The sequence below is a fragment of the Anaeroglomus insulsum genome (assembly GCF_050689095.1).
Taxonomy (GTDB): domain Bacteria; phylum Planctomycetota; class Phycisphaerae; order Sedimentisphaerales; family Anaerohalosphaeraceae; genus Anaeroglomus; species Anaeroglomus insulsum.
The window spans coordinates 24,147-50,444 of sequence record NZ_JBOGCL010000002.1; the positions used below are offsets into that span (position 1 = coordinate 24,147).

Consider the following 26,298-nt stretch of genomic DNA (forward strand, 5'->3'; position numbering starts at 1 on the left):
AAAAAAACAGATTTTATTATTCCGGCTATTTACTACCCGTGATAGCCTCTATATTTACTGGTTTGCCGTCCGGAGTGACGACTCGCAGACAGAAACCCCATTCACCAGAGCCTTGGACCACCTTAACCAAAACCGGATTGTCGCCTTTTTTCAAGCTCACGTTAACCTTGTCACTGGCCGGAGTTACCGAACGAACTTCTCGTTTTGTATGGATCAGCTTACCATCCAGCCAAATCAACACTCCATCATCACTGCCCACCTCAAACACAGCATCAATTGGAGCTTCCGAAACAAGATTGGTCCGTAGATAGGCAACCCTGTTGTTTCCCGACAACAGTTTCCCTATGTTAACCAGCCAAAACTGGTCTTGATTATCAGACTTCGGCATCGGCTTCCAAGTTACACTTCCTGCATTGGTTTCTGGAATAAATTTTATATCATACAACTCATCGGCCGTTTTCTGCGGCTCCATATAGGGCCCCGATATCTCCCATTCCAGTATATATCCCGCTTTTTTATCCAGTTCTCGATAGATTCTCCTGGCCTGTTCTCTTAGAGAATTATTAGAGGATGTATCCATGATCTTCTGTAAAGCTGTTTTGGCTTTTAGCGATGTTAGTCCCGAGCCTATTTTCGAACAAATACTCACAACGGCAACCTCGGCCTCCGCCTTTAATTCAGGATTTTCCATTGCCGTTATGGCCACATTCAGGGCTTTTTCGCTGCCGTAGGCCCCCAGGGCGCTGAGGACCTGCTTTTGTTCCGCGCTGCGATTTACCAGGGTCATGGCATTGGCGATCTCTTCAACAACCTGCTCCGTGGAACGAGTGGAATCTTTGCCAAGCATCCTTAAATACGAACGAAAAGCAATTACTTTGGTCTTTTCATCCTGGCTCGTTTCTGCAACCTGTTTCATCTCTTTAGCAAAATCGCTGCCTGGCCAATCCGTCATCGCACGAAACGCCGCCTGAGCAATTTCCACATCCGAAGCTGCAGCCTGTGTCCGGAGAAAATCGACTGTCTGGCTGTCACCAATGCGTCCGATCGCAGCCAGCAACGCCATTTTTGCATTCTTATCTCGTGTCTTATCAAAGGCTTCCGTCAGGACTTTGGCGCCGCCCTGCCCGGGAGCCTGTTTGCCGGCCACGGATACAACAAGACCTTGTATGGCATTATCGGGCTTTTCCACCAGCAGTGCAACCAATGCTGTCAAATCATCCGGTCCGGCAATCAGCTGCAGTGCCCGAACCGCTTCCTGTCGGGTGCGGTTATCATCGCCGCGAACCAAACTCAGCAGACTGCCCATGGCCGCACGAATTTGTCGCTGACCTGCGGTGCGGATCAATTCCCGGCACACAGCTTTGTCGGCATCGGTCGCCGCCGGTCTCTGCAGCATGGTCATAATTGTCTGATTTACATTTTCATCAGGCAACACGTCCAGCGTATAGCGAGCCAGGTCCTGTTCACTTCGATCGGTTGCACGGGCCGCGGTTTGAGCCAACAGTTCGACACAGTCTGCTTTCCCAACGACCTGCAGTGCGGCCATTGCAGCATTGCGGACTTCCGCAGATTCACTGGTCAGGGCCTTGAGAGCGTAATTTTTCCCCGCCGGATTCCCGCCAGCGGCAATCGCCCCCAGCATCCGCACCTGCTGATCTGCCGGCAGGGTGCTGGCTCCGGCCAATATTTTTTCCATGGCAGCGGTATCCCTGACCTCACGAACCAAAGTAATCGCAGCGGTCATTAAAACCGGGTCTTGGTCCTGCAGTGCAGCAACAATCAGCTTTTCGGCTTGCCCGGTTTGCAGCTGCACCAGCCCTCTCAATGCTCCGGCTCGAATAGCGGACGGATAATCGGAGCCAGAAAGCTGCTGATAGATCGCGATGGCTTTTGCATTCTCCGCTTTCTGGGCACAGCTCAGAAGTGCATCCAGAAGCAGCATCTTATTGTCTTGTGAGATAGTCTTGATTGAGGCCATCAGTGCATCGGCAGCATTGGAGGTACCGATTCGGCCCAGCGACAAAATCGCTGCAGCAGAAATTGCCTGCGACGCATCCCCCAACAATTCACTCAGCGGCTTGACTGCCGAAGCCGTTTTCCGGGCACCCAGCGAGGTGATGACGCCGATTTTAATCTTTTCATCCTGTGTTTTTGTTAACACTCCCAGCAGAATCTGATCCACTGCATCCCCCGGAATACGTTCGAGGGCATAACGGGCCATATCGGATGTCTTGGGATCAGCCAGCATCGGACCAAGAACCGTGATGGATTTTTCTGTACCGAACAATCCGAGTTGCCGACAGAACATGTCTTTGGCATCATAAGGCACAATCGCGTCCTGCAATGCCGTCAAAACCGCGGTTTCAATTTCAGCCCGTGAGGCGGGGTCGTCCATGCAAGCAGTAATCATCTCCTGCAGCTGGGTAAACGACAGGCGGCTTTTTCCATATTCATAGGTTTTGGCCTCTTTGACCAGTTCATCCAGCTTGTTCTTATCCACCGACGCCGGCAATGGTTTGGTCGGTACATCATAATCCCCCAGAGCAAACTGGATCCCGGCCAGATAATGCTGCAAGACAGCCGGCGTCCAGGTCAAATCATGATTATGCCCCAGCGAGCAATAAAACACCCTGCCTTTTCCCCAGTTTTTGATCCAGCTTATACCGGTATCAGCATCTTTGGATGGAACACCCGGGGCATTTCGGGTTGCCTCATCTGACATATCCAGGCTCATCAGAACCAGCTGTTTGCTGCGGGAATACAGTGGTGCGGCAGTCAGGTATATTTCATCATTGACCTTGAATCCCTTGCCGTCGAACATTTTCATCAGGGGATGATTGGGTTGATCAATCTTGATGGCCCAGGTTCCGCCGGCCCCCCAGGGATGGCTGGTGAACTGTCCGCCCATCATCTCGGCGGCTTCAGGCCAATCATAAAAATTGTCCGTCGCGGCATGAATCCCAATTACGCCTTTGCCGCCTTTGACAAAATTCATGAATGCAGCTTTCTGGGCATCATTAAATTTCAAGTGGGTTGTATTGTTCAGACAGACCGCATCATAATTTTGAAGATTTTGTTCGGTAAAGACCGACATATCATCGGAAAAATCCGCCTTAAATGCGCCGGTCTTGGCAGACATGATTTCCAGGGCCTTGATCCAATAGGGGATGCTGCTGTGCTTGAACCCATCACACCGGCTGAACACCAGAACAGTTCTCGGACGGGCAGGGGCAACAATCGGCTTATCCGGCATCGCTGCGGCAATTTTGGTTTCTTCATCCTGCGTTACCGCATGAGCCTGACAGCTCAACGCCAGAATCATCCCCCACAAGAAAGCAGCCATCAACCCATTTTTTACCATGTCTAAACTCTCCTATCGTGCTTATAATCGTATTTGTCCTGATTGTTGTTTCAGGTAGAAATTTACTCTTTATTTTCCCGCCGACAGAGCTGCAGGGCAAGCCATAGGCTTTGCCTGATGTTGCCGCGCATTTCCCCTCGCCAGGTCTTGGAGCATCGGCTCTGGGACAGATTTCAACTGGATGTTATGTTCCCGCAGCATCCGTCCAGCCAAAAGGACCAAGCCAAACAGACCCACAGGCAACCCGCCAAGACATCCGAGCCTGGCTTCGGCTGCCGGCAACTCATTCAGAATGCATCGGGAAACGTCATTGTTGTTTGTCCATTTACATCGTTTCAGCCACACGACACCAACACCCCCTGCCGTGATCGCCAGTCACTCACTGCGGAATCCCTCTGCTCTAAGCAAAGATTGGTACTTTTATAATCGCCACGGACTCCGGTAAGAACGAGACAAATAACGGTTGGCCTCACTGTCATTAATAAACTCTTCTTTTGCCGGATCCCAGTGCAATTTTCTCCCTGTCAGCATCGCAATTTCCCCCAGCAGCCCCACACTGATGGACCGATGAGCAATCCGAGCCGGAGTAATGGTTTCTCGACGGCTTTTAACACAATCGATAAAATTCTGCTGATGATTGCTGCTCTTATACAGGCGAATTTCTTCGGGGCCGATTTTTTCCTGGAGAATCTTGGGGTCCGAGGCATCGAGTCTGTCGCCGCGATCCACATGAATCCACCCTTGGTCACCATACCAGACCGTCCCCATCCCTTTGGGCAGTGCGGATGCATTGGCAACTCGGATTTTCACACCCGTGGCATATTCACATTCAAAGGAATAGGCATATGGGGTATCGTAAACGCCCGTCGTATGATACTTGCCCTGGCCTTCAATCGTGACCGGACCGCTTTCATCCAACCCCAGACCCCAGTGAGCAATATCGATATGGTGGCCTGCCCAGTCGGTCAACTGGCCGCCCGAATAATCCATAATCCACCGCCAGTCCCAGTGTGGAGCCTGGCCGCCAAAATCCATAAATGGCCGCCATGGAGCAGGCCCCAGCCACATCTCCCAGTCCAGTGTCTGCGGAACGGGCTTGATGCTGGCCTGTTTGGGACCACCGCCATCGGGAAGCCCGACTTCCACATAATGGACTTTGCCAATCCGTCCGTTGCGGACCAGTTCGCTGCCGCGATGGAAATTGGCTATTGACCGCTGCCAGCTTCCCGTCTGCCAGATGGTCCCATAGCGGGCGACGGCATCACAAATCGCACGCCCTTCCCGGATGGTTCGGGCCAGCGGTTTTTCGCCGTAGATGTCGATCCCTTCCCGAATACAGGCGACCGCCATGGCCGCATGCCAATGATCCGGCAGGGCCAGCATGGCAGTATCGACTTTTTCTTTGGCCAGCAATTGACGATAGTCGCCATAGCTGCGGCAATCCTGATTGCCATAGTGTCTGTCAACCGCATTTTTGGCATTACGGAGGTGGTTCTGGTCCACATCACAGACAGCCACGATCTGCACTTCCGGAATCTGCAGAAATGAATCCATGTTGCCGCGTCCCATAGAGCCGCACCCAATCGCTGCCATCGTGATGCGGTTGCTCGGAGCAATATAGCCGTTTTTACCGAGTGCAGAAGGACTAATTAGATAGGGAAACCCAACTGCACCCGCAAAAGCCGCAGAAGCTTTCCGGAGAAAGCTTCTGCGATTGATTTTACTGCATGGTGTCATTGCCATAATCCTGTTTATCGATTGTCTTTGTCAAATGCAGCATCGAAGGCCAGCTTGGACGGCTGGAAATCGATTCGCTTTACAAACGCACAAGCCTCCCGGGCCCCATGCATCCGATCCATGCCGGAATCTTCCCATTCCACGGAAAGAGGTCCATTGTAGCCGATATGATTGAGGGTGCGGATAATCTCTTCAAAATTCACTCCGCCGTGCCCCAGGGAACGGAAATCCCAGCCCCGCTGCGGATTGCCGAAATTCAGGTGGGAAGCCAGAATGCCGTTGTAGCCGTCCAATTGAACCGCAGCATCTTTCATGTGGACATGATAAATGCGATCCGAGAATTCATTCAGGAACCGGACCGGACTGACCATCTGCCAATGCAGGTGGCTGGGGTCAAAATTGAAGCCAAAGGTCTTGCGGTGATTGAGTGCCGCCAAAGCCCGCTTGGCCGTTACAATATCAAAAGCAATTTCAGTTGGATGGACTTCCAGTGCGAACTTGACGCCGCATTCATCAAACACATCCAAAATCGGATTCCACATCTTGGCGAAATATTTGAATCCGTCATCAATCATCTTGTCCGTAACCGGGGGAAAGCTGTAGAAGAAATGCCAGATGGAGGAACCGGTGAATCCGTTGACCACCTTAACGCCCATATTCTTGGCCGCCTTGGCAGTCGCCTTCATCGCCTTAACCGCCCAGGCCCGTTTCTTTTCCGGGTCACCTTTACAGTCGGCAGGAGCAAAAGCATCCGAACGACTGTCGTTGTTCAGGTCGCAGACAAGCTGTCCTGCCAGATGGTTGCTGATGGCAAACAGCTTTAAGTTATTCGCTTCCAGAATAGCCTTTTGCTGTTTGCAATAACTGAGATCTTTAGCCGCTTTGAACACGTCAAGATGATCCCCCCAGCAGGCCAGCTCCAGCCCATCATAGCCCATCTCTGCCATCATCGGTGCCAATTCTGCCAGCGGGATATCGGCCCACTGCCCGGTAAACAACGTTACAGGTCTTGCCATATAAAATCTCTCCTTGGATTAGGCTGTCTTGGATTATTTTGCAAATGGAGTCCACTTTTTACTGCTGCCGGCACTCTTCAAGAGGGTTTGCAGGAACAACATACCGCGAAGCCCATCTTCCACTTTCGGGAAATCCTGCACGAGGGCATCCACTTTCTTGCCTTCGATGTGTGCCCGAACGGTATCAGCAAAATTCAGATAAATGTTGGCCATGGCCTCGATAAAGGCCTCGGGGTGTCCGGAAGGCAGTCGGGTGGCACGGGCCGCGGCGGCACTTTCCTTGCCCACATAATCATTTCCGCGTTTCCAGACCTGAGTCGGCTGTCCCATCATTTTAACATACAGATAATTGGGGTGTTCCTGATGCCATTCAAGCCCGCCCTTTTCACCATAAATCCAAATCGCCAGATTGTTCTCTTCCCCTACGGAAACCTGGCTGGCATGCAGAATGCCCTTGGCCCCGTTATCAAACTTTACAAGACAATTAATGTCGTCATCTACCTTCCGCCCCGGAACAAAGGTGGTCAATTCCGAACATAAATGGGTAATTTTCAGGCCCGTGATATACTCCGCCAGATTTTCGGCATGCGTGCCAATATCGCCGCCGCAGCCTGAGCCGCCGCTCTGTTTGGGGTCAGTTCTCCATGACGCCTGCATCTGGCCGCTCTTTTCCAGAGCCGTTGCAAGCCATCCCTGGGGATACTGTACGACAATTTTGCGTATTTTGCCCAGCTTACCAGAACGCACCATATCCCTGGCTAATTTAACCATGGGATATCCGGTGTAATTGTGCATCAGACCAAACACTTTACCGGTTTTCTTCACTAATTTAACAAGCGTCTTGGCTTCTGCGACGCTGATTGTCATCGGTTTTTCGCACATCACATGGAAACCGGCCTTGAGCAGTTCGCTGGCAATTGGGAAATGCCAGTTATTGGGTGTGCAAACCGCCACAAAATCCATCCGTTCACCATCGGGCAGCTTATTTTCCGCAGCAATCAATTCTTTGTAATTACCATAGCAGCGGGACGGGTCCAGCCCCAGAACGTCAGCCATTTGCTTGGATTTGACCGGATCAATATCAAAGGCCCCTCCCACCAGTTCGATATGTCCGTCCATGCGAGATGCCTTGCGATGGACTTCCCCAATAAATGCCCCCATGCCGCCGCCAATCATACCCATTCGTAGTTTTCGTTTCATGCCTTCATCCTCAAAATAATGGTTTTTCTCTATAAGATTGCCTTACTGCCCGGTCGGTTACATTATTGACGCAAAACCGGCATTTTGTTCGTCCATCGGGACATCCGATAGGTATTTTTCCAGTTGACGAGATCCACATGGCCATCAATAAAGACTACATTAGAATCTCCGCTTTCTTTTTTGTCAAAGGTCGTTTTGTGAAAGCTTGCAAAACAATCCAAATACGTCTGACTGCCTGTCGGCTCCCAGTTCAAGGGAGCCGTCCAGGCCCCGTCGGTGCTGGGGTGCTGAGGTCCCCCGCACAAGGCATTGTCATTCAGTGTGGACGAATATCGGCCCGTAGTAATCCAGGGGTTTTCTTCAGCAAAAAAGAAAATTGTCGCAGGCGAACGAACATCGGATGTTTTAACCTGCAGAATATGCTTATATTGGGTGGTACCACTTAACTCAAACCCCCCTAAATAGGCATTCATACTATAACCAAAGGCAGGTTCCATTTGGAGATTATTCGGACATGGATTATGGAACATTCTGGCGAAACGATCAAATACCGGACACAGATGGCTTTTATCCTGACTGCCCAGATATGGCCACAAACTTCCAGCCAGCTGGGGGTCTACCAGCGGATTTCGGAGCGGATTATGCCATTGACACAGTCGGTAAGGATCAACAGATTTGAAAATGGACCCCCATGCGTTGGGAAACAATGCGTCATAGTCTTCTGTGTACATCTTGCCGGCAAGACCATACTGTTTAAGATTATTTCGGCAGATGACATTCCAGGCGGCCTCTTTGGCTCTTCGGAGTGTCGGAACGACAATGGCAAGCAGCATCGCGATAATTGCAACCACAACCAGCAGTTCAATTAAGGTAAACGCTTTTTTGGCTCTCGGGCACATACAAATCTCTCCTTTCTTGACCTGTTTTGATTAATGTCAATACATTTATTTTACAATAATCTTCCTCAGCATGTCTCTATCAATATTTCCCATTGGCTAATTTTAAACAACATACCCCAATCTTGCTGGATGAAACCCTTATTTAGGACATCACAAATCTTCTTCTGATAGCCTGTTGCGTTATTGACATGTTTAGACCTCATTGTCATAGTCGCTTGATTCTTTTTTGCTTGACCTAAAAGACAGTTTATTATACATAGAATATGGCAGATTTTTAACAGAAACAGGCATGAAAAAAAACGTAAAACCACAACCGGCCATTTTTTATGACGTAAATGGCACACATAAGGCCGACACCTGTGAATCCCTGAAAGCGGCAAGCAGGCGAGGAGAACTTCATCTGGCAGGTCTTGCCCATGGATGTTATCCCGGAATCAAAATGCCAACCAAACTACTGCCTGAATTATGTGTGTACTGTATCTGGGATGCCAATAAGGACCAATCCTGGGGGCTTGATCTGCATCGCAATGAAGGCATTGAACTGGGGTACCTGACCCGTGGTACTCTGGATTTTGTTGTCGATGGAATTCATCATAAACTCAAGGCTGGCGACATGACCATCACGCGTCCCTGGCAGCCGCATCAGGTCGGCAATCCGCTCATTTCGGCCAGCCGGATGCATTGGCTGGTTATCGACTTGGGGGTACGTCGTCCCAATGACGCCTGGAAGTGGCCAAACTGGATACACTTTGCCAAAAAAGACCTCAATCGGTTGACTCAAATCCTCAGCCATAATGAACAGGTGGTCTGGCAAGGCAATAAATCCATTGAGGCCTGCTTTGAAAAAATTGCAGAACTGGCCGAAACCACCAATAATCCAGAACATATCCAGACCCGACTTCAGCATTACATCAATGAGTTATTCATTGAAGTGTACGAGATGTTTCAAAACAAAACCATCGAATTAAATCCGCGGCTGAGCAGTACCCAGCGGAGCGTAGAGATGTTTCTGTCCGGCCTGTCCAATCATCTGGATTATCCATGGACCCTGGAGAGCATGGCAAAACATTGCAATTTGGGGCGAAGTCGATTTGCGCATTACTGCAAAAAAATTACCAATATGACTGCTGCGGATTATCTGACCCATTGCCGGATTACCAAAGCGCAACATATCCTGCGGACACACCCCCATTTTTCAATCTTGGAGGTGGCCACAGCCTGTGGATTTGAATCCAGCCAGTATTTCGCCACGGTGTTCCGAAAAAAAATCGGCTTAAGCCCCAGTGATTATCGGTCGCAGTGCTGCTCAAAAGAAGCTGGGCAGGCCGTGCTGTGTTCGACACTCCAGGCATCCCTCAACAAGCCGAACAAAAAACGGGCCTGATCCACTTCTCAAAACCGGTCTGGTGCTTATTTTGCACAGAGTTTTCGATACCTCTCGATATAGGCTTTCCATTCGCTCCGGGCCTTGGGGGAATAGGTTTTCATTTCGAATGAATCCGCAATAATCTTACGGCCTTCGGTCAAGCTCATCACGTCGCCAGCCGCAACGGCCTGCATCAGAACATTCCCCAGCACAGTTGCTTCGACCGGTCCTGTAATCACTGTTTTGCCGGTGGCATCCGCCGTAAACTGGTTGAGCAATTCGTTTTTGGTTCCTCCGCCAACAATATGCAGCACCTCAATTTTCCTGCCGCCAAGTGTTTCCAGCATCTCCATCACTTCGGCATAGCGCACCGCAAGACTCTCGAGAATAACGCGAATCATCTGGCCTTTATCCTGAATCGGTGTCTGGCCGGTGTGAGTCAGGTAGGCATTGATTTTGCCGGGCATATCACCAATCGCCATAAATTCCGGCTGCTCAGTTCGAATGACTGCTGTAAAGGGTTTAGCCGCTGCAGCCATTTCCGTCAGTTGACCATAGTCCAGCTCCTGCCCTTCTTTGGCCCATTGCCGCCGGCATTCCTGTACCAGCCATAGGCCCATGATATTTTTGAGCAGACGAATGGTATTCAGCACCCCGCCTTCGTTAGTCATATCCATCGCCATGCTGGTTTCATTCACTACCGCCATGGGAGTCTCAATGCCCATCAGACTCCAGGTTCCACTGGACAGATAAGCCCAGGAACGATTGCCGGCAGCGGGCACCCCGGCCACCGCCGAGGCAGTATCATGACCGCCGCATTCGACAACGGGAATCTGAGCACAACCGAGCTTCTGGGCAATATCCTTCTTGAGTGTTCCAACCTTGATCCCCGGCATCACTAAATCCGGCAGTATCCGTCGCGGCAGATCCAACGCAGCAATCAATTCATCGGCCCACCTGCCGGTCTTCATATCAAGCATCTGAGACGTACTGGCAATCGTATATTCGGCACCCATAAATCCGGTTAAGGCATGCACAATCAAATCCGGCATAAACAACAGTTTGTCTGCCTTGGCAACCACCTCTGGCTTTTGGGTCTTATAGGCAAAAAGCTGATAGAGCGAATTAAACTGCATGAACTGAATGCCGGTCTGCAGATAGATTTTTTGTTTGGGGACTATGGCAAACACTTTTTCCATTATCCCATTGTTGCGGCTGTCGCGATAATGATAGGGATTTTCAATCAGCATGCCGGATTGATCCAGCAATCCAAAGTCAACCCCCCAGGTATCGACGCCAATACTGCGAGCGCCGGGGCACGCCGCAGCGGCTTTGCCAATACCCGCAAGAATTTCCGTCATCAGCTTATTAAAATCCCATCGCAGCGAATCCCCCTGCTGGGTCGGACCATTGGCAAAGCGATGCATTTCCCTCAGGATAATCTTGCCCCCGGCCAATTCCCCCAGCATGACACGTCCGCTCTCGGCGCCCAAATCCACTGCAATATACCCGCTTTTGGCCATATCTGCCTCCTATTTCTGAGTGTGTTTAAGCAGTTCCTGTTCCGCTTGTTTTGTCCATATTCCATGATTCAGTTTAGCCGCAACCTCCGGATGATACATTGCCATCTTTGACAGCGTCACCAGCGGCATATCAATAAGGGCTGGATACACGATAATCTTGCCCGCCAGGGTGCGATTTTCAACCGCCGCAAGGCCCTCCGTTGCACCAGCCATACCACTGACAGCGTCCACGGATATGTCCGTATTAAGTCGGCCGGAAGTCACTTTTTCCAGCACCCGTTTCATATCCGACAGTCGGGAACCGCTGGTCCCCAGCATAAAGCAGCGATTGGCAATATACGTATCTAAATCCAGTTCCTGTTTGACCTGGGCCGGGATGCCCGCAAAAATATTAATCAGCATGCCGGGCACACTATCCCGTACCGCCTGAGCTACCAGCGCCCCAACGGGAGCCATGATGGCACAATAACTGTATTTGCCCTGAGCCGGGGTTTTCTGGGGATTGACCAAACGCAATTCCACATCGTTGGCCTCGGCCAAGGGGCGGGCCTTTTTATCCAGGGATGCCAGTCGGGCATCATCAAAATCCGTGCCGGTTACGGAGACATTTTTTTTGCCTTCGCAGACCAGACGAATCACATGCATCTGACCCATCGGGCCTGCAGCACCGATAACCACTACTTTATCATTGTCCCGGATCTCACCGATTTCGGGAATGCCAAGATAGCTTTCCGCCGCATGGTTGCCGAGTGTGCCGATCCAGCGGGTATTCCCATAATGCACCCGCCCTATTCCCACACTGACCGGTTTGCCAATGTTGCGGCCGCCAAGAACAATATTGATAATACCCGAGGCGGCCAGCTTATCATTGAGAAGCTCAATGGTTTCTTTTTGAGAGCCAAAATAGATTATGTCGTCAAAGACCGCGTCAGGTGCAAGCTGATTAAATTCGCAAACAGCAGCCGCAGGGACTATTTTTTGGATGGTATCCCGTTGTACTTTCTCCGTACAGATCGCCGTAACCGTCCCAGGTCTTCCGGATTTAAAGCAATCGGCCAAACTGGCTACCTCACGCCCGCGTTCGGCAACAACCAGCAGACGCCCGCCGGCCAGAACAGCCTGGCGTTCCCGGGTCACATACGAACATTCCACACACGCCCACGGTTCAACCAGAGCAATCGCCGAGGCACTGAGTCGGGGGTCCGCAGGGAGCAGAAGGCTTTCACCGCTTTCGGGTTCAACAATCACCCGTTCATCCATCAACACATACTGCTGCAAAGCCCCCTCGAAATTGTAACCAAAGGCAGCATTGGAGGCGGCAGTTTTAAGCCAGCGGTAATCCGTCTGGACCAGCACCCGCTGACCGACTTGATGTAGACGAACCTTTTGGCCCACGGCAACAATAGTGCACACTGTTTCATGCCCCGGCACTGTCGGAGCATTTCCCGGACAATAACTGGGAATCTCATGCAGAATCGTTGTATCCACTCCACTGATGATCTCGCTTTTGCGGGCATGCTGATCAAATTGCTTAAGCAGCTTCAGGTCAGAAAAGCACAAGCCCACTGCTTCTACCCGTGCAAGGATCTGATACGGACCGACTTTGTGAACCTCTTTTCGACGGTTGAGTATCAGCTTATCAGGGCCAACAAGCTGGATTGCGCATTGGATTGCGGGAATAGCAGCCATATCCTGTTCCTTTTCACTCCTGTTCCTTTTTTAACATTTCTCGACTGGTCGCCGTTTAGACCAGCCGCTTAAACCATGGGACTTCCATGCTCGCGAAATAATCAGCCCCTTGGGTCTTATTGATGCCCCGCAGGAGACATCTTATTATTGAATCAATCAACATAAACGGTCAATGCAGCATCACTTGTCCGCCGGTAACGGGCACCGCCTGTCCGGTTTCATACTGCTGTTCCACCAGATAATAAATGGCTTTCATCACGTCTGCAGTTCGGCAACCCCGTTTCATCGGGACTTTGTCTTCATAGTATTGTTTAACATCCGCCAGGGTTTTGGCGCCGGGGACTTTTCCGGTTCGCAGATACTGGACAAACAGACCATTGTTGGGGTCCGACCACAGCGGACCATCGAAAAAGTTCCCGGGGCAGATGGAATTGACCTTGATGCCATCCTCAACCAGTTCAAGAGCAAAGGACTCAGTCAGACCAATTCCACCGAATTTGCTGCCGGCATAAGCTCCGTTGCGATTGGAGCCGACCAGGCCGGACTTGGAATTAATCTGGATAATATCACTCGTATAATCGGGGTTGATTTTATGAGGAATAGCCATAATCCCGGCAACCGCCTGAACACAGAGAAAATAGCCTTTATAGTTGACATTGGTCACGAAATCAAAATCCTTTTCGGATTGCGTTTTGACACTTTCGGCCTTCAGGACGCCAGCATTGGAGACAAAGATGTCGATGCCGCCCCATTTTTTGACGACTTCGGTGATGGCTTTCCGGATCGACTCTGTACTGGTTACATTCATCGCAATCGCCATAACCCGGTTGGGCCCCCATTGACCGCTGAGCTTGTCAGCCTGGGCTTTTGCCGCGACCTCATTAATATCAGCCAGGGCAACATACGCTCCCTGTGCCGCTAAATCCTGAGCAATTTCCAGCCCGAATCCCTGAGCGGCACCGGTCACAACCGCTATTTTGCCTGCAACGCGACCCTGTAATGAAGTAATAGGATGAACTGTAAAAATGCCAACTCCGGGAACACGGACGCACTGAATCGGATGGGTTTTAGCAGCAAGAGTATGCGTTAATGTGGAAATCATCTGCTGGCTGGTCCCGTTTAAGTCGATGGGTACCTCAAGACAACGTTCCTTTGTATCGCACAGCGTCTCCTGAAAAGACACGGTTGGCATTATTTCACCTTCCCGCAGCAGTGTTCGAACAGCAGGAGCAATTACCGAAATCAGTTCGTGTTTTTCCATTCCCTAAACCTTACCTCAAATGTGCCACAGAGAATACCAAAATACTCGTGTATTCAAAGACAAAACCATCCGGAGAGTCTTTGTTTATCCCAAATATTTCGCAACCACCGCCCGGCCGATTCTGGCAAACACAGCAATCCGGCTCTGAGCATCCTGATACGCAGGATTGGGTCGGCCTGCTGAATCTACAAAGCCGCACTTGCCATTCAGTGTTAGATACTGATGTGCCGCAATGACATATGCACCTTCGACAAAAATATCCTTCAAATCATCCGGCACCGGGACACCGCCAACACAGGTCGGCTCCATGGGTATTACATCGAGAGTATTGTGTTCCGTGCCGGCAACCACCGCAATGCCAGCCTTCCGGATTGCCATCACATAATGGCGAAGGACTTCCGGCTTGTTGCGAATGGGAATCAGCTCCACCATGCCAATCGATTCAGACTTGAGGGTTTCGATTAATTGTTCGACCGGACGTTCGAATTCACACATCGGTTCCGCCCCATCGGCCAGAATCGGATAGCAGACAATTCCGCCCAGCTCACCAACCAATTCCCTGGCCTGGGCCAGCGTCAAAAATGCCTCGGGAACAAAACAGGATTTACCTGCCTTCATCAGGCCAGAGCGAATCTGGCCCTGAATACTCACGGCATCACCGGCATGTTTCACCGGCCCCAGAACAGCCTCCAAAACCGTCTTGCGTTCCGTCAGGGCAACCCGCTCAAACAAGACTTCCTGAAATGCCTGGGCCAAGTGGCGTTCCTGAAGAAAGACCGTCTCCGGTGGGCATTGATGGCGGCGGGCGACACGAGCAATAACAGCCGCATCGTCAAGGCCGGTTTTGATATTGTGCCTGTCGAAGAATTCCGCCAGTTTTCGGGTCATCTCCGCCATACGATTCGTATCGTTTCTGCGAATCGTGTCAATCAGTTCCTTGGCTCGCGGAGTCATCGCATTAAATCGAGTAATCCCCTTGCCGCAGAGATACGTCTTGCCGGGATTGCCCGGGTCGTTCACACGTATGCCCTGTTCGAGCAGCGACTGCTGCATGGCAATAATTTCAAGACCAAACAAAGGAAAGATTTTATGATGCCGGGCCTTGACCCCGAAGTCTTCATAGACGGCATAATCATAATAATTGCTCAGGCCGACAATCTGAACGTTCTGTTCGGCGGCAAGCACAACCGCCTGCTCGACCGTATCAAAAGCCGAGAAATTCGGAGGCAAATGAATATGGCTGTTCACAGCAGGACGCTGCCTGGGACCGAATCCCTCGGCGGCAAGGGCATCAATCTGACTGGGCTGAGCAATGTGTTGAATCGTATTTAATATGGATGCCATATCTTTTGCGTTCCGTCTTATTTGATTTCTTTGGCTTCAGCGGTTATCTTAATCAGACTGCGAGGCGGCAGATGCAGAGCCTGATCAAAACTATCTTCGGCGGCTTCCTTGACCGCTTCGCCAAGGGTTGGATGGGCAAACACCATCTCGGCCAAATCTCTGCAAGAGGCCTTCAATCCCAGCATCGCGGTTGCCGATTCAATAATCTCCGTCGCATGATGCCCCAGTACATGCACGCCCAGCAACGCACCGCTATCCCGATGACGAATCACTTTCACAAAGCCTTCTTCCTCGCCTACGGCCATCGCCTTGCCCAGAAAGCCAATCGGAAACTGGCCGACTTTGACCGGAATATTTTTTTCCGCAGCTTGTCGGGATGTAAGTCCCACGGTTCCAATCTCCGGAAAGGTATAAACGGCACCGGGTATGGGCAGCGTGAAGTCCTTGCCATGGCCAAGGGCATCCTCAACCGCCGTAACACCCTGGGCACTGGCCGCATGAGCCAGAAGACATCTGCCGTTGGCATCACCGATACAATAGACATCTTTTACACCCGTCTGCATACGGTCATTCACGCGAATAAATCCGCGGTCCGTGGTCAATCCTATCGATTCCAGACCCAAATCCCCAGTGGCTGGCCTGCGACCTGTGGCAACCAGCACTTTATCAGCTTCCACCGTCTTGTCGCCGGAAAGAATGGCATTGATTCCGCCATTAAGGGTCTTTAATTCTTCCACCTTGACACCGGTATGGATTTTCATCCCTCGCTTGCTGAATATTTCGGCCATGGCAACGCCAATCTGACGCTCCATCTCCGGCAGCAAGGTCTCCATCAATTCAACCAGGGTGACCTCAACGCCGTATTCATGCATCATACACGCAAATTCGCAGCCAATCACTCCGCCGCCGACAATCAGCAGCTTTTTGGGAAGTGCCTTCCAGTGCAGCGCTTCATCCGAGGTACACACCACAGCAGGATCCGACGGCCAGCCGGGAATCCGTGCGGGGACAGACCCCGTTGCGATGATGACTTTGTCGGCAGTAATCAGCCCTTTTTCGCCCTTGCTGTCGGTAATCTGAATTTTGCCGTGACCAGCAAAAGCGGCCTGCCCGGTATAAAGCGTTACCTGACGGGCACCCAAAAGACTTTTAATCCCGCCGCGCAGTTTGGTCAGCACTTTATCCTTACGCTTCTGAATCTGGGTCCAGTCAAAAGAAATACCGTCAGACACATGAATTCCGTAATCTGCGGCGCGATGGATCTTGTGAATCAGTTCCGCTGAAGCAAGCAAGGCCTTGGAGGGAATACACCCATAATTCAGGCACGTGCCGCCCAGGAACTGTTTTTCAATAATGGCGGTTTTGGCCCCCATCTGGGCAGCTTTGAGGGCGGCAATGTATCCCCCCGGTCCGGCGCCGAGCACTGCGATTTGATAATGTTCAGTCATCGTTTTGTGTCGTATTAAATTTTGGTTGGCATTATACTATGTGGCTGGTGAACTCACAAGCTGTTCCGGGTTTTCCAGCATCTCTTTTAATGTCGTCATAAACTGGGCCGCCAATACGCCGTCAATCATGCGGTGATCGGCTGCCAGCGACAGGATCATCACGCGGGTCGGTTTAATGGCCCCGTTTTCCACCTTCACATCCTCGCGAATAGCACCAACGGCCAGAATAGCCGACTCCGGCGGATTGATGATCGCCGAGAATTCCTCCACGCCGAACATCCCAAGATTGGTGATGGTAAAGACGCCTTGCCCCACCCCTTCGACCTTGCCGTTACGGGCATTTTCAGCCATCTGGCGGGTTGCAGCCGCCACTTGTGGCAGGGTCATTCGGTCCACATTCAACAACACCGGGACCGTCAGCCCTTTATCGGTCCCCACCGCAATCCCGATATTGACCGACGGATTTTCTACAATTTCAGTAGATGTATATTGGCTGCGGAAGGCTGCAAATTGTCGAATTGCCCTGCCGCAGGCCAATGTGATGAAATCATTGATGCTGCATGGGAATTTCTGCTTAAGCTGTTTATAGAGATTAAATATTGCCTGTGCCTCAATCGTCAGCTTGACGTAGAAATGAGGTATATTTTGCTTGGAATAGGATAAATTCTGCGCGATGGCTTTCCGCATTTTGCTGACCGGATATCGAACAAAATCCCCCCCAACAGCAGGTGTATATGCGGCTGGTCTGGCCCCGGCCAAATCAGTGGAAAGAATTCTTCCGCCCGGCCCGGAACCCGGGCCAATAGAGGTGATATCCAATCCTTTTTCTGCGGCCAGCTTTCGAGCAGCCGGGGAGGCTTTGACGGGCCCTGTATTCAGTGTGCGTACAGGCCCAGATGCCGGAACTGTCTGTATTGTATCGGCCTGCGATACAGGGGCTGGGGTCGTTTTTGTTGCCGCAGCAATCCCGCCTTGCGAGGCAATAAACGCCTCGACATCGGCCGGACTATCAGCCAGATAAGCAACAGGAGTCTTCACGGGGACAGACTGCCCTTCGGCCACCACTATCTTTGCCAGAGTACCGGACTCCATCGCTTCGACTTCCATAGTAGCCTTGTCGGTTTCAATCTCAAAAATGACCTGACCAGCAGTGATCTTGTCACCCTCTTTGACCTTCCAGGAAAGAAGCGTGCCTTCCTCCATCGTCTGCCCGGCCTGGGGCATCAAAATCGGAACTACTTTGCCGACAGGAGACATCTTTTCCATAGATTTAACCTCTTGTTTTACGGATTGTTGAGGTCGCTCAGCAGAGTGCGTCGAGTTTATTTTCTGTTCTGGAGCTGGTTTAGCAACAATTTTTGGAAAAAGTGTTTCAAGAGCCTTTGCGACGTCTTCACCTTTCTGACCCAGAAGGGCCAGAGGCTGGGTTCCATAGAAGGGTTCGCCGGAACTGACCAGGATTTTCAATAGCTCACCGGACTGAGGGCATTCCAGATCAACTAATTGACCAAAGGCTTCAATGCGCCCTAAAATCTGTCCTTTTTCTACAGATTGGTTTTCAGAAACCTGCCAATTGAGCATCACTCCCTCAGTCAGGCCGCGGACCCTGGAGGGTATATTAATTATATACATATAAAGTCCTGTTAATCATCAAACCAAATTTATATAAGCAATAATAAATCATATTCAATCATTATTCAAGCATATTATTTCATTTTTATATTGATTTTTTTGACTCATTGTGATTAAATTCGATAGTATATTTGATAAAAATTATTATTAAGATGGAATTATGACAACCTCTATTCAACAAAGACGCGAAAACATCCTGGCCATCGCCTATCGCAACGGTCATGTCAGCGTCAGGCAACTGTCGGAGGGACTGGGAGTCTCAGAAGCCACCATCCGCCGGGATCTGCACGAACTTGCCGCGGAAGGGCTTTTAGAGCTGAATCATGGCGGCGCCTCGGTGGTCCGGGGAACAGATCATTCCTTCCTTTCGAAATCCATGCGAAATGTCGAAGCCAAGCGTACCATTGCGGAACTGGCGGCTCGTCTGGTTGCCGACGGTGAACAGCTTTTCCTTGACTCTGGCTCAACCTGTTATGCGATGGCAGCCTTCCTGCGGAGCAAACGGGGGCTGTCCGTCATCGTCAATTCGGTCCGCACTGCCCAGGAGTTGAATGCACCGGGAATCCATGTGCTGATTCTTGGGGGACAATACCGGCCGGAGCGTCTGGATACCATCGGCCCCATGGCCAGTGCTTCCCTGGATAAACTCAGAGGCTATCTGGCATTTGTCGGAACCGACGGCCTGGGGATGGATTTTGGATTGACGGCAATCGATATTGAAAGTGCTCATATTTTCGGACAAGCCATCAAAAATGCCAGACAGTCCATTTTACTCGCCGACAGCAGCAAATTTGACACACCAGGGCTTTATAAGATTGCCAACTGGTCTGAAATCGCCAAAGTGATTACAGAAAAACGGCCCTCGGATGCCTGGTGTGAGTTTTTGGCCTCGCAGCATATTGAACTGATTTATCCGCAGGCGAATTCCTGCGACCACCCTACCCCCTGATATACCAGGGAGTACGACTATTCCGCAAGCAAAATAAGATAATAATCGATCAGGAGATAATCATGCCAAAAAATCAATTCGTGGATCCGCAACAGATGCGTCAAAGCGGATATATTGAATTTCAGCCGATACCAGTCAATCAATATAACAAGACCCTCAAGCAGGAACTGACCCGCTACAGCGCTGAGGATTTGATGCGCATTGAGCGGGATATGATTTTGATTCGCACCTTTGAAACGATGCTCAATGAAATCAAGCTTCGCGGCGCATGGCAGGGAATTGAATACTGTCATGCCGGTCCTGCCCACCTGTCCATCGGCCAGGAAGCCGCCGCAGTCGGGCAGGCATTTCATCTGAACGTCGAAGACCACATCTACGGCAGCCACCGCAGTCATGGCGAGATTCTGGCCAAAGGGCTTTCAGCCATTCAGAAGCTTGATGATCAAAGACTGATGGAAATCATGAAAACCTATTTTGGCGGTGAATGCCTGCGGGTTGTTGAAAAAGATGCAACCGGCACCTCCGTCAAAGAGCTTGCTATTGATTTTCTGGTGTATGGCACACTGGCCGAGATTTTCGGCCGCCAGACCGGATTCAACAAAGGGATGGGAGGCTCGATGCACGCCTTCTTTCCGCCGTTTGGCATTTTCCCCAATAACGCAATCGTCGGCGGATCGGGCGACATTTCTGTAGGAGCGGCACTCTACAAAAAAGTCAATCAGAAACCCGGCATTGTCATTGGCAACATCGGCGATGCCTCCAGTGCATGCGGGCCGGTATGGGAGGGCATTTGTTTTGCCGTCATGGATCAATTCAAGAAACTATGGGCCGAACCCTATCGCGGAGGCTTGCCGCTGATTATCAATTTTATGAATAATTTTTATGGCATGGGCGGCCAGACCTGCGGCGAAACAATGGGTTGGCAGTTTCTGGCTCGCCTGGGAGCTGGCGTCAATCCGGAACAAATGCATGCCGAGCGTGTGGATGGCTACAATCCGCTGGCCGTCGCCGATGCGATTCTGCGTAAAAAAGAGATTATTGCCAAGGGAGACGGCCCGGTTCTGCTGGATGTTGTCACCTATCGTTACAGCGGTCATTCGCCTTCCGACCAGAGCAGCTATCGTGAAAAAGCCGAAGTTGAAGCCTGGCAGGCTCATGACCCCGTCGCAGGGTTTGCAAAAAATCTAATCCATGCCAAGGTCTGTACGCAAGCCGACATTGACACGTTGCACAAAAACATTGAAACCATTCTATACAAGGCCTGCAAAAAAGCGGTGGATTTATCCATCTCGCCACGGCCGGACCTGAAAAAGCCCCATTGTCTTCTGGATCAGACCATGTATTCCAACCAGAAGATTGAGTCACTGGATACCACTCGCAAACCCGAAACCCTGATTTCGATCGCCGAGAATCCTCGTATCAAGGGTTTGGCCGACAAAAGCCGCTGGGCCTATGACGCCCATGGCGTTCGTCTGAAAGACAACAAATGCATCAGCTACCGCGATGCACTGTTTGAGGCGATTTTGGATCGATTCTATGTGGATCCGACACTGGTTGCATATGGCGAAGAAAACCGGGACTGGGGCGGTGCCTTTGCCGTGTATCGGGGGCTCACCGAAGCTCTGCCCTACCACCGGTTGTTCAACGCCCCGATTGCTGAAGGGGCCATTATCGGGACGGCATGCGGTTATGGTTTGGAAGGAGGACGAGCCCTGGTCGAACTGATGTATTGCGATTTTATGGGGCGGGCCGGCGATGAGCTGTTCAACCAACTATGCAAGTGGCAATCGATGAGCGGAGGCCTGCTGAAAATGCCGGTCGTTGTTCGGGTCTCAGTCGGCAGCAAATATGGCGCTCAGCACAGTCAGGACTGGACATCCTTGTGTGCTCATATTCCAGGCCTGAAAGTGGTTTTCCCGGCCACGCCTTATGATGCCAAAGGCATGATGTACACCGCCCTGACGGGAACGGATCCGGTCATTTTCTTCGAAAGCCAGAGGACCTACGGTATCGCCGAAGAATTTGTCCCCGGCGGTGTTCCGACGGGATATTATGAAGTCCCCTTTGGCAAACCCGCCATCCGCAAGGAAGGAAAAGACCTGACCATTCTGACTATCGGCGCAACGCTCTATCGGGCCATGCAGGCGGCAAAACAACTGGAAACGCAATATGGACTCAGCTGCGAAGTCATTGACGCCCGCAGTCTGGTGCCGTTTGACTATACCATGGTACTGGAATCAGTCAAAAAAACCCGCAAGATTCTGCTGGTTTCCGATGCCTGCGAACGCGGCAGTTATCTGCATACCATGGCGTCCAAAATCACCCAGTTTGCATTTGACGAACTGGATGCCCCGCCGGTGGTCGTCGGTGCCAAAAACTGGATTACTCCGCCGGATGAAATCGAAGATTCGTTCTTCCCGTTCCCGGCGGATATGATGGATGCGATTCATGAACATATCCTGCCGTTGAAAGGGTATTCCGTTCAGCGAGCCTGTTCCGTGCAGGAGCTCATGCAGCGTAGTGCCCATGGACTGTAATTCACAAAGCATGGCCGGTTCGGCGAAGGGTCGGACCGGCCTTTTTTGTTTTGATAGCCATGAATTCACATAACCAAGTCGAACATATTTTTCGCTATCTGCCGCTCAACCCCAAAGACCTGCACTGGGGACTGTATCTAACCGGCATCGGGCAGGCTTTCATTCCGCAGGGCTGCGATTATCCTCCGCCGGGCCATCCGGAAGTGTACGATTTTTCCTGGCAGTCCGGCCGTGTGCTGCCCGAGTATCAGGTGGTCTTTATCAGCGAAGGGCAAGGCCAGTTTGAATCCGCCGCGACCGGCCGTATTGAGATTAGTCAGCATGATTCCATGGTGCTGTTCCCGGGGCAGTGGCATCGCTATCGCCCTGATCCGCAGACCGGCTGGCGCGAACACTGGATCAGCTTCAACGGCGATTATGTGTGGCGGCTGCAGAAACATCGCATCCTGTCGCCGGCCAGGGCCGTTCTGCATGTTCAGCAGGCAGATTGCCTGCTGGAAACACACCGCCGAATCTGGCAGCAGGTGTGCTCACGGCCTTTGGATAACTCCTTTCTACTGTCGGCAATGGCCATGGAGATTCTGGCCTTAACCCTCAATGAAATCCCCGGCCGGACAGAGGAGGAATCCATTCCCGGATGTTCGGATTCTCTGGTTTCAGAGGCGCTGCGGCTCATCTGGAATCACAGCTATCGCGATATCTCCGTACAGGATTTGGCAAGGGAGTTATCCACCACCCGTCGCACACTGGAACGCCGATTTGCCCAGCATCTCAATGCCACGGTCGCCGGAGAAATCACCCGAAGCCGAATCGCCCGGGCACGACATCTGCTGGTTCACACCACCCTGCCGGTGGAACATATTGCCCTGGCCGTGGGATTTTCCGGGGCCGACCGACTGAGCAAGGTCTTCCGAGCCTGCGAAAAAATAACTCCTCTGGCCTATCGCAAAAAACATAACCGCAAATAAAAAGACCTCCATCCGAGCCGATGGAGGTCTGTATGAATCACCATACACTTTCAAACAGACTTATTTCAGTTTTGTCTTGAATTGATACTGTCCGGATTCAAGCCGCAGCACAGCATAATCCTGGACTTGTTGTCCCGTAATTTCCTTATGCATATTGAGCCGATTGACGCCGGCAGCTTTATTCAAAGGTTTGCCGCTTTCGGTTATGGACTCCATGGACACCGCCGGAACATAGACCGTCGCAATGGTATTGGCAGGAATGGTAACATCCATGGTAAAGCTGTCTTTGTTCTTTTTCCACGAGGTTTCAATCCTGCCCCGGATGGAATCATAAGACGTTTTCACCCAGGATAATTTTTCATCGAGGCAGGGCTTGATGAGGATTTTCTTGTAGGCAATGTCATCGGCCTGGATACCACCGAGATTTTCGACCATCCATTGATAGACGGCACCGAATGAGTAATGAGCAAAGGAATTCATTCCCGGATCGCCAAAACCCTGCTCGGGAGTCCAGCCATTCCAGCGTTCCCAGATGCTGGTTGCGCCATGCTTGATGGAAAAGCCCCACGAGGGGAAGGTATCGTTGTGCAGCAGTCGGCAGGCCACATCATTGCGGCCAATTTTGGCCAGAACCAGCATCAGGTCCTTGGTGCCGATAAAGCCGGTCGATAAATGCCAGTTGCGTTTTTTGATTAGTTCGACAAGCCGGTCGGCAGCGGTCTTATACATCGGCCCATCCACTAAATCCACCGCTATCGCCAGGACATAGGCCGTCTGCGTATCGCCTTTGATTTTCCCATCGCCAGCCACATAGGCTTTATTAAATGCCGTTTTAATCCCCTGATAGAGTTCAGTATATTTCCGGGCATCTTCCGTCTTACCCAGCACTCCGGCGGCCTGAGCCGTCAATTTGGTACTCAGTGCAAAATACGCCGTATAAATTACATCATTAGGCGTATTGTCATCGATATTGAGCCAGTCGCCAAAACAGTGGAATTGAGCCGGCGGCAGAAGTTCCGGAGTACTGCGATTTTTGCAAAATTCGATAAATTTGACCATCGAGGGATACTGGCGTTCCAGTAATTGTTTATCGCCATAGACCTGATAAATCGTCCAGGGACAAATGACGCCGGCGTCTGCCCAGGCCGGACCCCCATCGCTTTCAGCCACCTTTAACGGAGCTACCATCGGGAATTGCCCATCATTCCGCTGGGCATCCGCCAGATCCTGAAGCCACTTGGTGAAAAAGGCATGCACATCCGTATTCATCGTCGCGGTACGAATATAAACCTGGGCATCCCCTGTCCAGCCAAGTCGTTCATCACGCTGAGGGCAATCGGTAGGAATATCAATAAAATTCATCCGCTGAGTCCAATAGATATTGCTGTGGAGCTGATTAATCATTGGATCAGAACATTCAAACGACCCAGCCACCGGAGTATCGCTGCTGAAGGCCAGCCCCGTGATGGTGTCTTTGCCCGGCTTGTAATTCAATCCGGTAACCTCGACATACTGGAAACCGTGGAACGTAAACATCGGTTCCCAGAGTTCCGTACCTTTGCCTTTGCAGATATAGGTATCCGTGGCTTTGGCAGCGCGGAGGTTGGTAGTATAGATGGTTCCATCCGGATTCAGCCGTTCGGCAAAACGAAGCTGGACAGGCTGGCCGGCAACGCCTTTGACTTTCAAACGCACCACGCCGGCAAAATTCTGCCCCATATTAAATACATAGGTTCCTTTGGTCGGCTCGGACACCGAAACGGGCTTGACTTCCTCAAACACCACCACCGGTTCCGAGGGTGCCGCCTGAACCTGCGGAGTCAGTTCAGCACCCGTATTGACCCGAGTCCATGCCGCATCGACATATCCGGGTTCATTCCAGCCGGTCAGTTCCTTGGTTGCATCATAGGTCTCGCCCATCAGGAAATCCGCCTGCAGAATCGGCCCGGTTGTTGCCTTCCAGTCCGGATTGGTAAAGACATCCTGGGTAGTTCCGTCGCTGTATTCAATATGGAGCTGAGCCAGCAGCCTCAGTTTCTGGCCGTAGTGATTCCGCTTTTTGCCGTAACCGACATAGCCGGCATACCATCCATCGGCCAGAATTGCACCGATGGCATTGTCGCCGCGTTTGATAGCCGAGGTTACATCATAGGTGCGATAGTAAATACGCTTGTTGTAGTCGGTCCATCCGGGACTGAAATAATCCTTCGAAATCCGCTGGCCGTTGAGATACAATTGATAAATGCCCATTGCCGTGGCATAGAGTGTAGCCCGCTGGACCGGTTTGGCCGTCGAAAACTGACTTCGCAGATAGTGTGCCGGCGGAAGAACCTCCGTAGCCAGATTGACTTTTCCCCAGGGACGACAACCGTGTTCGCCGATGACATAAGCTTTTTCCCAGCCGCTATCATCAAAACCCGCCGTCATCCATTTGCCTTTGGGGCCGGCAGCAACACGCCACGTATCGCCGGTCTGGACCGCAATTTTCTGTCCATCCTTCAATTCAATGACCATTGCCGCCAGAAGGCCTGTTGGATTCGGTGTCTGGCCGTCATTAACGACGGTGAACGCCAGAGTATTCAAGCCCGACTGAAGCAGGGATATACAATCGACTTTTTGTGCCGAGGAGAAGCCCACCTCGGACCCGGCCGCTTTGCCATTGACATACAATCTGGCCTTATTATCCCCGGCCATATAACAGCTTGCACTCTGGATTTTGGTTTTATCCGGCACTTGTACCGTGGTGCGGTATCCAAATTCCACCGGCTGGGCATTTCCGGTTTTCATGTCGGCAGGCCCGATCCATTGGGCCGTCTGGAATTCCTCAGGAAGCAGGCTCGGCTCAATCGCCACATCACATCCCACCCACTGTGCCTTCCAATCCTGCGGTTGGAGCAAGCCCATCGACCACCGGGCCGGAGCACTCCATACCGACGGTTTGTCATTGCCATCCCAGACTTGAACCTTCCAGAAACAACGCTGCATGGAGGCCAGGGGTTTGCCCCCATACACCGCGCCAATGGTTTCATCCGAGGGAACCTTGCCGCTATCCCATAGATCACCTTCGTTGGCGGCCAGTGCTTTTTCGGAAGAAGCCACGAGAATCCGATACGCCGTCTGCTTTTGGCCGCGGGAGTCCGATTGAAGCACCCAGCTCAGCCGCGGCTGCAGGATATCAATTCCCTGCGGGTCGGTCCGGTATTCACAACGCAATTGAGCCGCCTGCAAAGTCTTCTGGAACACCCCCGCTGCAAACACATGGTCCGCTCCGAAAGGATTGCAGACAAAGAATAGTACCCCCGCCATCATGGCACATCGTATCATAGTATACTCCATCAATATAATCTTACGTGTTGTTATGATTCCAC

Annotated in this window: 16 protein-coding genes; 4 read left to right on the forward strand and 12 right to left on the reverse strand. The window is 51.4% G+C overall.

What is annotated here, in order from left to right; translation table 11 throughout:
• Positions 1 to 25: 25 nt before the first annotated feature.
• From ACQ9LF_RS02225 to ACQ9LF_RS02245, 5 genes are all read right to left on the reverse strand, one after another.
• Positions 26 to 3,361 carry a ThuA domain-containing protein gene (locus tag ACQ9LF_RS02225; RefSeq protein WP_462487735.1) on the reverse strand — a complete coding sequence of 1,112 codons (3,336 nt, stop codon included), beginning with the start codon at positions 3,359 to 3,361 and terminating at the stop codon, positions 26 to 28.
• A 420-nt stretch (positions 3,362 to 3,781) separates the two neighbouring features.
• Positions 3,782 to 5,098 (reverse strand): Gfo/Idh/MocA family protein, encoded by a 1,317-nt coding sequence (locus ACQ9LF_RS02230; RefSeq protein WP_462487736.1) that lies wholly within the window; start codon positions 5,096 to 5,098, stop codon positions 3,782 to 3,784.
• Positions 5,099 to 5,112: 14 nt separating this feature from the next.
• Positions 5,113 to 6,114, reverse strand: coding sequence for a sugar phosphate isomerase/epimerase family protein (locus ACQ9LF_RS02235; RefSeq protein ID WP_462487737.1), 1,002 nt, complete (start codon positions 6,112 to 6,114; stop codon positions 5,113 to 5,115).
• 33 nt (positions 6,115 to 6,147) lie between these two features.
• A complete protein-coding gene (locus tag ACQ9LF_RS02240; protein ID WP_462487738.1) occupies positions 6,148 to 7,314 on the reverse strand; it encodes a Gfo/Idh/MocA family protein in 1,167 nt (388 codons plus the stop codon).
• 62 nt (positions 7,315 to 7,376) lie between these two features.
• Entirely contained in the window at positions 7,377 to 8,213 is an 837-nt protein-coding gene (locus ACQ9LF_RS02245; protein ID WP_462487739.1) for a prepilin-type N-terminal cleavage/methylation domain-containing protein, read from the reverse strand.
• Positions 8,214 to 8,652: 439 nt separating this feature from the next.
• Between ACQ9LF_RS02245 and ACQ9LF_RS02250 the strand changes: the two genes are divergently transcribed.
• A complete protein-coding gene (locus tag ACQ9LF_RS02250; protein ID WP_462487740.1) occupies positions 8,653 to 9,597 on the forward strand; it encodes an AraC family transcriptional regulator in 945 nt (314 codons plus the stop codon).
• A 26-nt stretch (positions 9,598 to 9,623) separates the two neighbouring features.
• Here ACQ9LF_RS02250 and ACQ9LF_RS02255 read toward each other — a convergent pair whose 3' ends face one another.
• The 6 genes from ACQ9LF_RS02255 to ACQ9LF_RS02280 all read right to left on the reverse strand — a co-directional run bounded on the left by ACQ9LF_RS02255 (position 9,624) and on the right by ACQ9LF_RS02280 (position 18,476).
• Complete coding sequence (locus ACQ9LF_RS02255; protein WP_462487741.1) at positions 9,624 to 11,102, reverse strand: rhamnulokinase; 1,479 nt, start codon at positions 11,100 to 11,102, stop codon at positions 9,624 to 9,626.
• A gap of 9 nt (positions 11,103 to 11,111) precedes the next feature.
• Complete coding sequence (locus tag ACQ9LF_RS02260) at positions 11,112 to 12,791, reverse strand: alcohol dehydrogenase catalytic domain-containing protein (protein ID WP_462487742.1); 1,680 nt, start codon at positions 12,789 to 12,791, stop codon at positions 11,112 to 11,114.
• A gap of 169 nt (positions 12,792 to 12,960) precedes the next feature.
• On the reverse strand, positions 12,961 to 14,052 hold the full coding sequence (locus ACQ9LF_RS02265; protein WP_462487743.1) for an SDR family NAD(P)-dependent oxidoreductase: 1,092 nt from the start codon (positions 14,050 to 14,052) through the stop codon (positions 12,961 to 12,963).
• Between the two features lie 84 nt (positions 14,053 to 14,136).
• Positions 14,137 to 15,396 carry a hypothetical protein gene (locus tag ACQ9LF_RS02270; RefSeq protein ID WP_462487744.1) on the reverse strand — a complete coding sequence of 420 codons (1,260 nt, stop codon included), beginning with the start codon at positions 15,394 to 15,396 and terminating at the stop codon, positions 14,137 to 14,139.
• Between the two features lie 17 nt (positions 15,397 to 15,413).
• Positions 15,414 to 16,844, reverse strand: a complete 1,431-nt coding sequence (gene lpdA, locus ACQ9LF_RS02275) for a dihydrolipoyl dehydrogenase (protein ID WP_462487745.1) — start codon at positions 16,842 to 16,844, stop codon at positions 15,414 to 15,416.
• Between the two features lie 36 nt (positions 16,845 to 16,880).
• A complete protein-coding gene (locus ACQ9LF_RS02280; RefSeq protein ID WP_462487746.1) occupies positions 16,881 to 18,476 on the reverse strand; it encodes a 2-oxo acid dehydrogenase subunit E2 in 1,596 nt (531 codons plus the stop codon).
• 160 nt (positions 18,477 to 18,636) lie between these two features.
• Between ACQ9LF_RS02280 and ACQ9LF_RS02285 the strand changes: the two genes are divergently transcribed.
• From ACQ9LF_RS02285 to ACQ9LF_RS02295, 3 genes are all read left to right on the forward strand, one after another.
• Positions 18,637 to 19,425 (forward strand): DeoR/GlpR family DNA-binding transcription regulator, encoded by a 789-nt coding sequence (locus tag ACQ9LF_RS02285; RefSeq protein WP_462487747.1) that lies wholly within the window; start codon positions 18,637 to 18,639, stop codon positions 19,423 to 19,425.
• A gap of 62 nt (positions 19,426 to 19,487) precedes the next feature.
• Positions 19,488 to 21,962 carry an alpha-ketoacid dehydrogenase subunit alpha/beta gene (locus tag ACQ9LF_RS02290; protein ID WP_462487748.1) on the forward strand — a complete coding sequence of 825 codons (2,475 nt, stop codon included), beginning with the start codon at positions 19,488 to 19,490 and terminating at the stop codon, positions 21,960 to 21,962.
• A gap of 59 nt (positions 21,963 to 22,021) precedes the next feature.
• On the forward strand, positions 22,022 to 22,930 hold the full coding sequence (locus ACQ9LF_RS02295; RefSeq protein ID WP_462487749.1) for a helix-turn-helix domain-containing protein: 909 nt from the start codon (positions 22,022 to 22,024) through the stop codon (positions 22,928 to 22,930).
• A gap of 60 nt (positions 22,931 to 22,990) precedes the next feature.
• Here the strand turns inward: ACQ9LF_RS02295 and ACQ9LF_RS02300 are convergent, their stop codons facing one another.
• Positions 22,991 to 26,254: a family 78 glycoside hydrolase catalytic domain gene (locus ACQ9LF_RS02300; protein ID WP_462487750.1), complete on the reverse strand. Its 3,264-nt coding sequence runs from the start codon at positions 26,252 to 26,254 to the stop codon at positions 22,991 to 22,993.
• Positions 26,255 to 26,298: the final 44 nt, after the last annotated feature.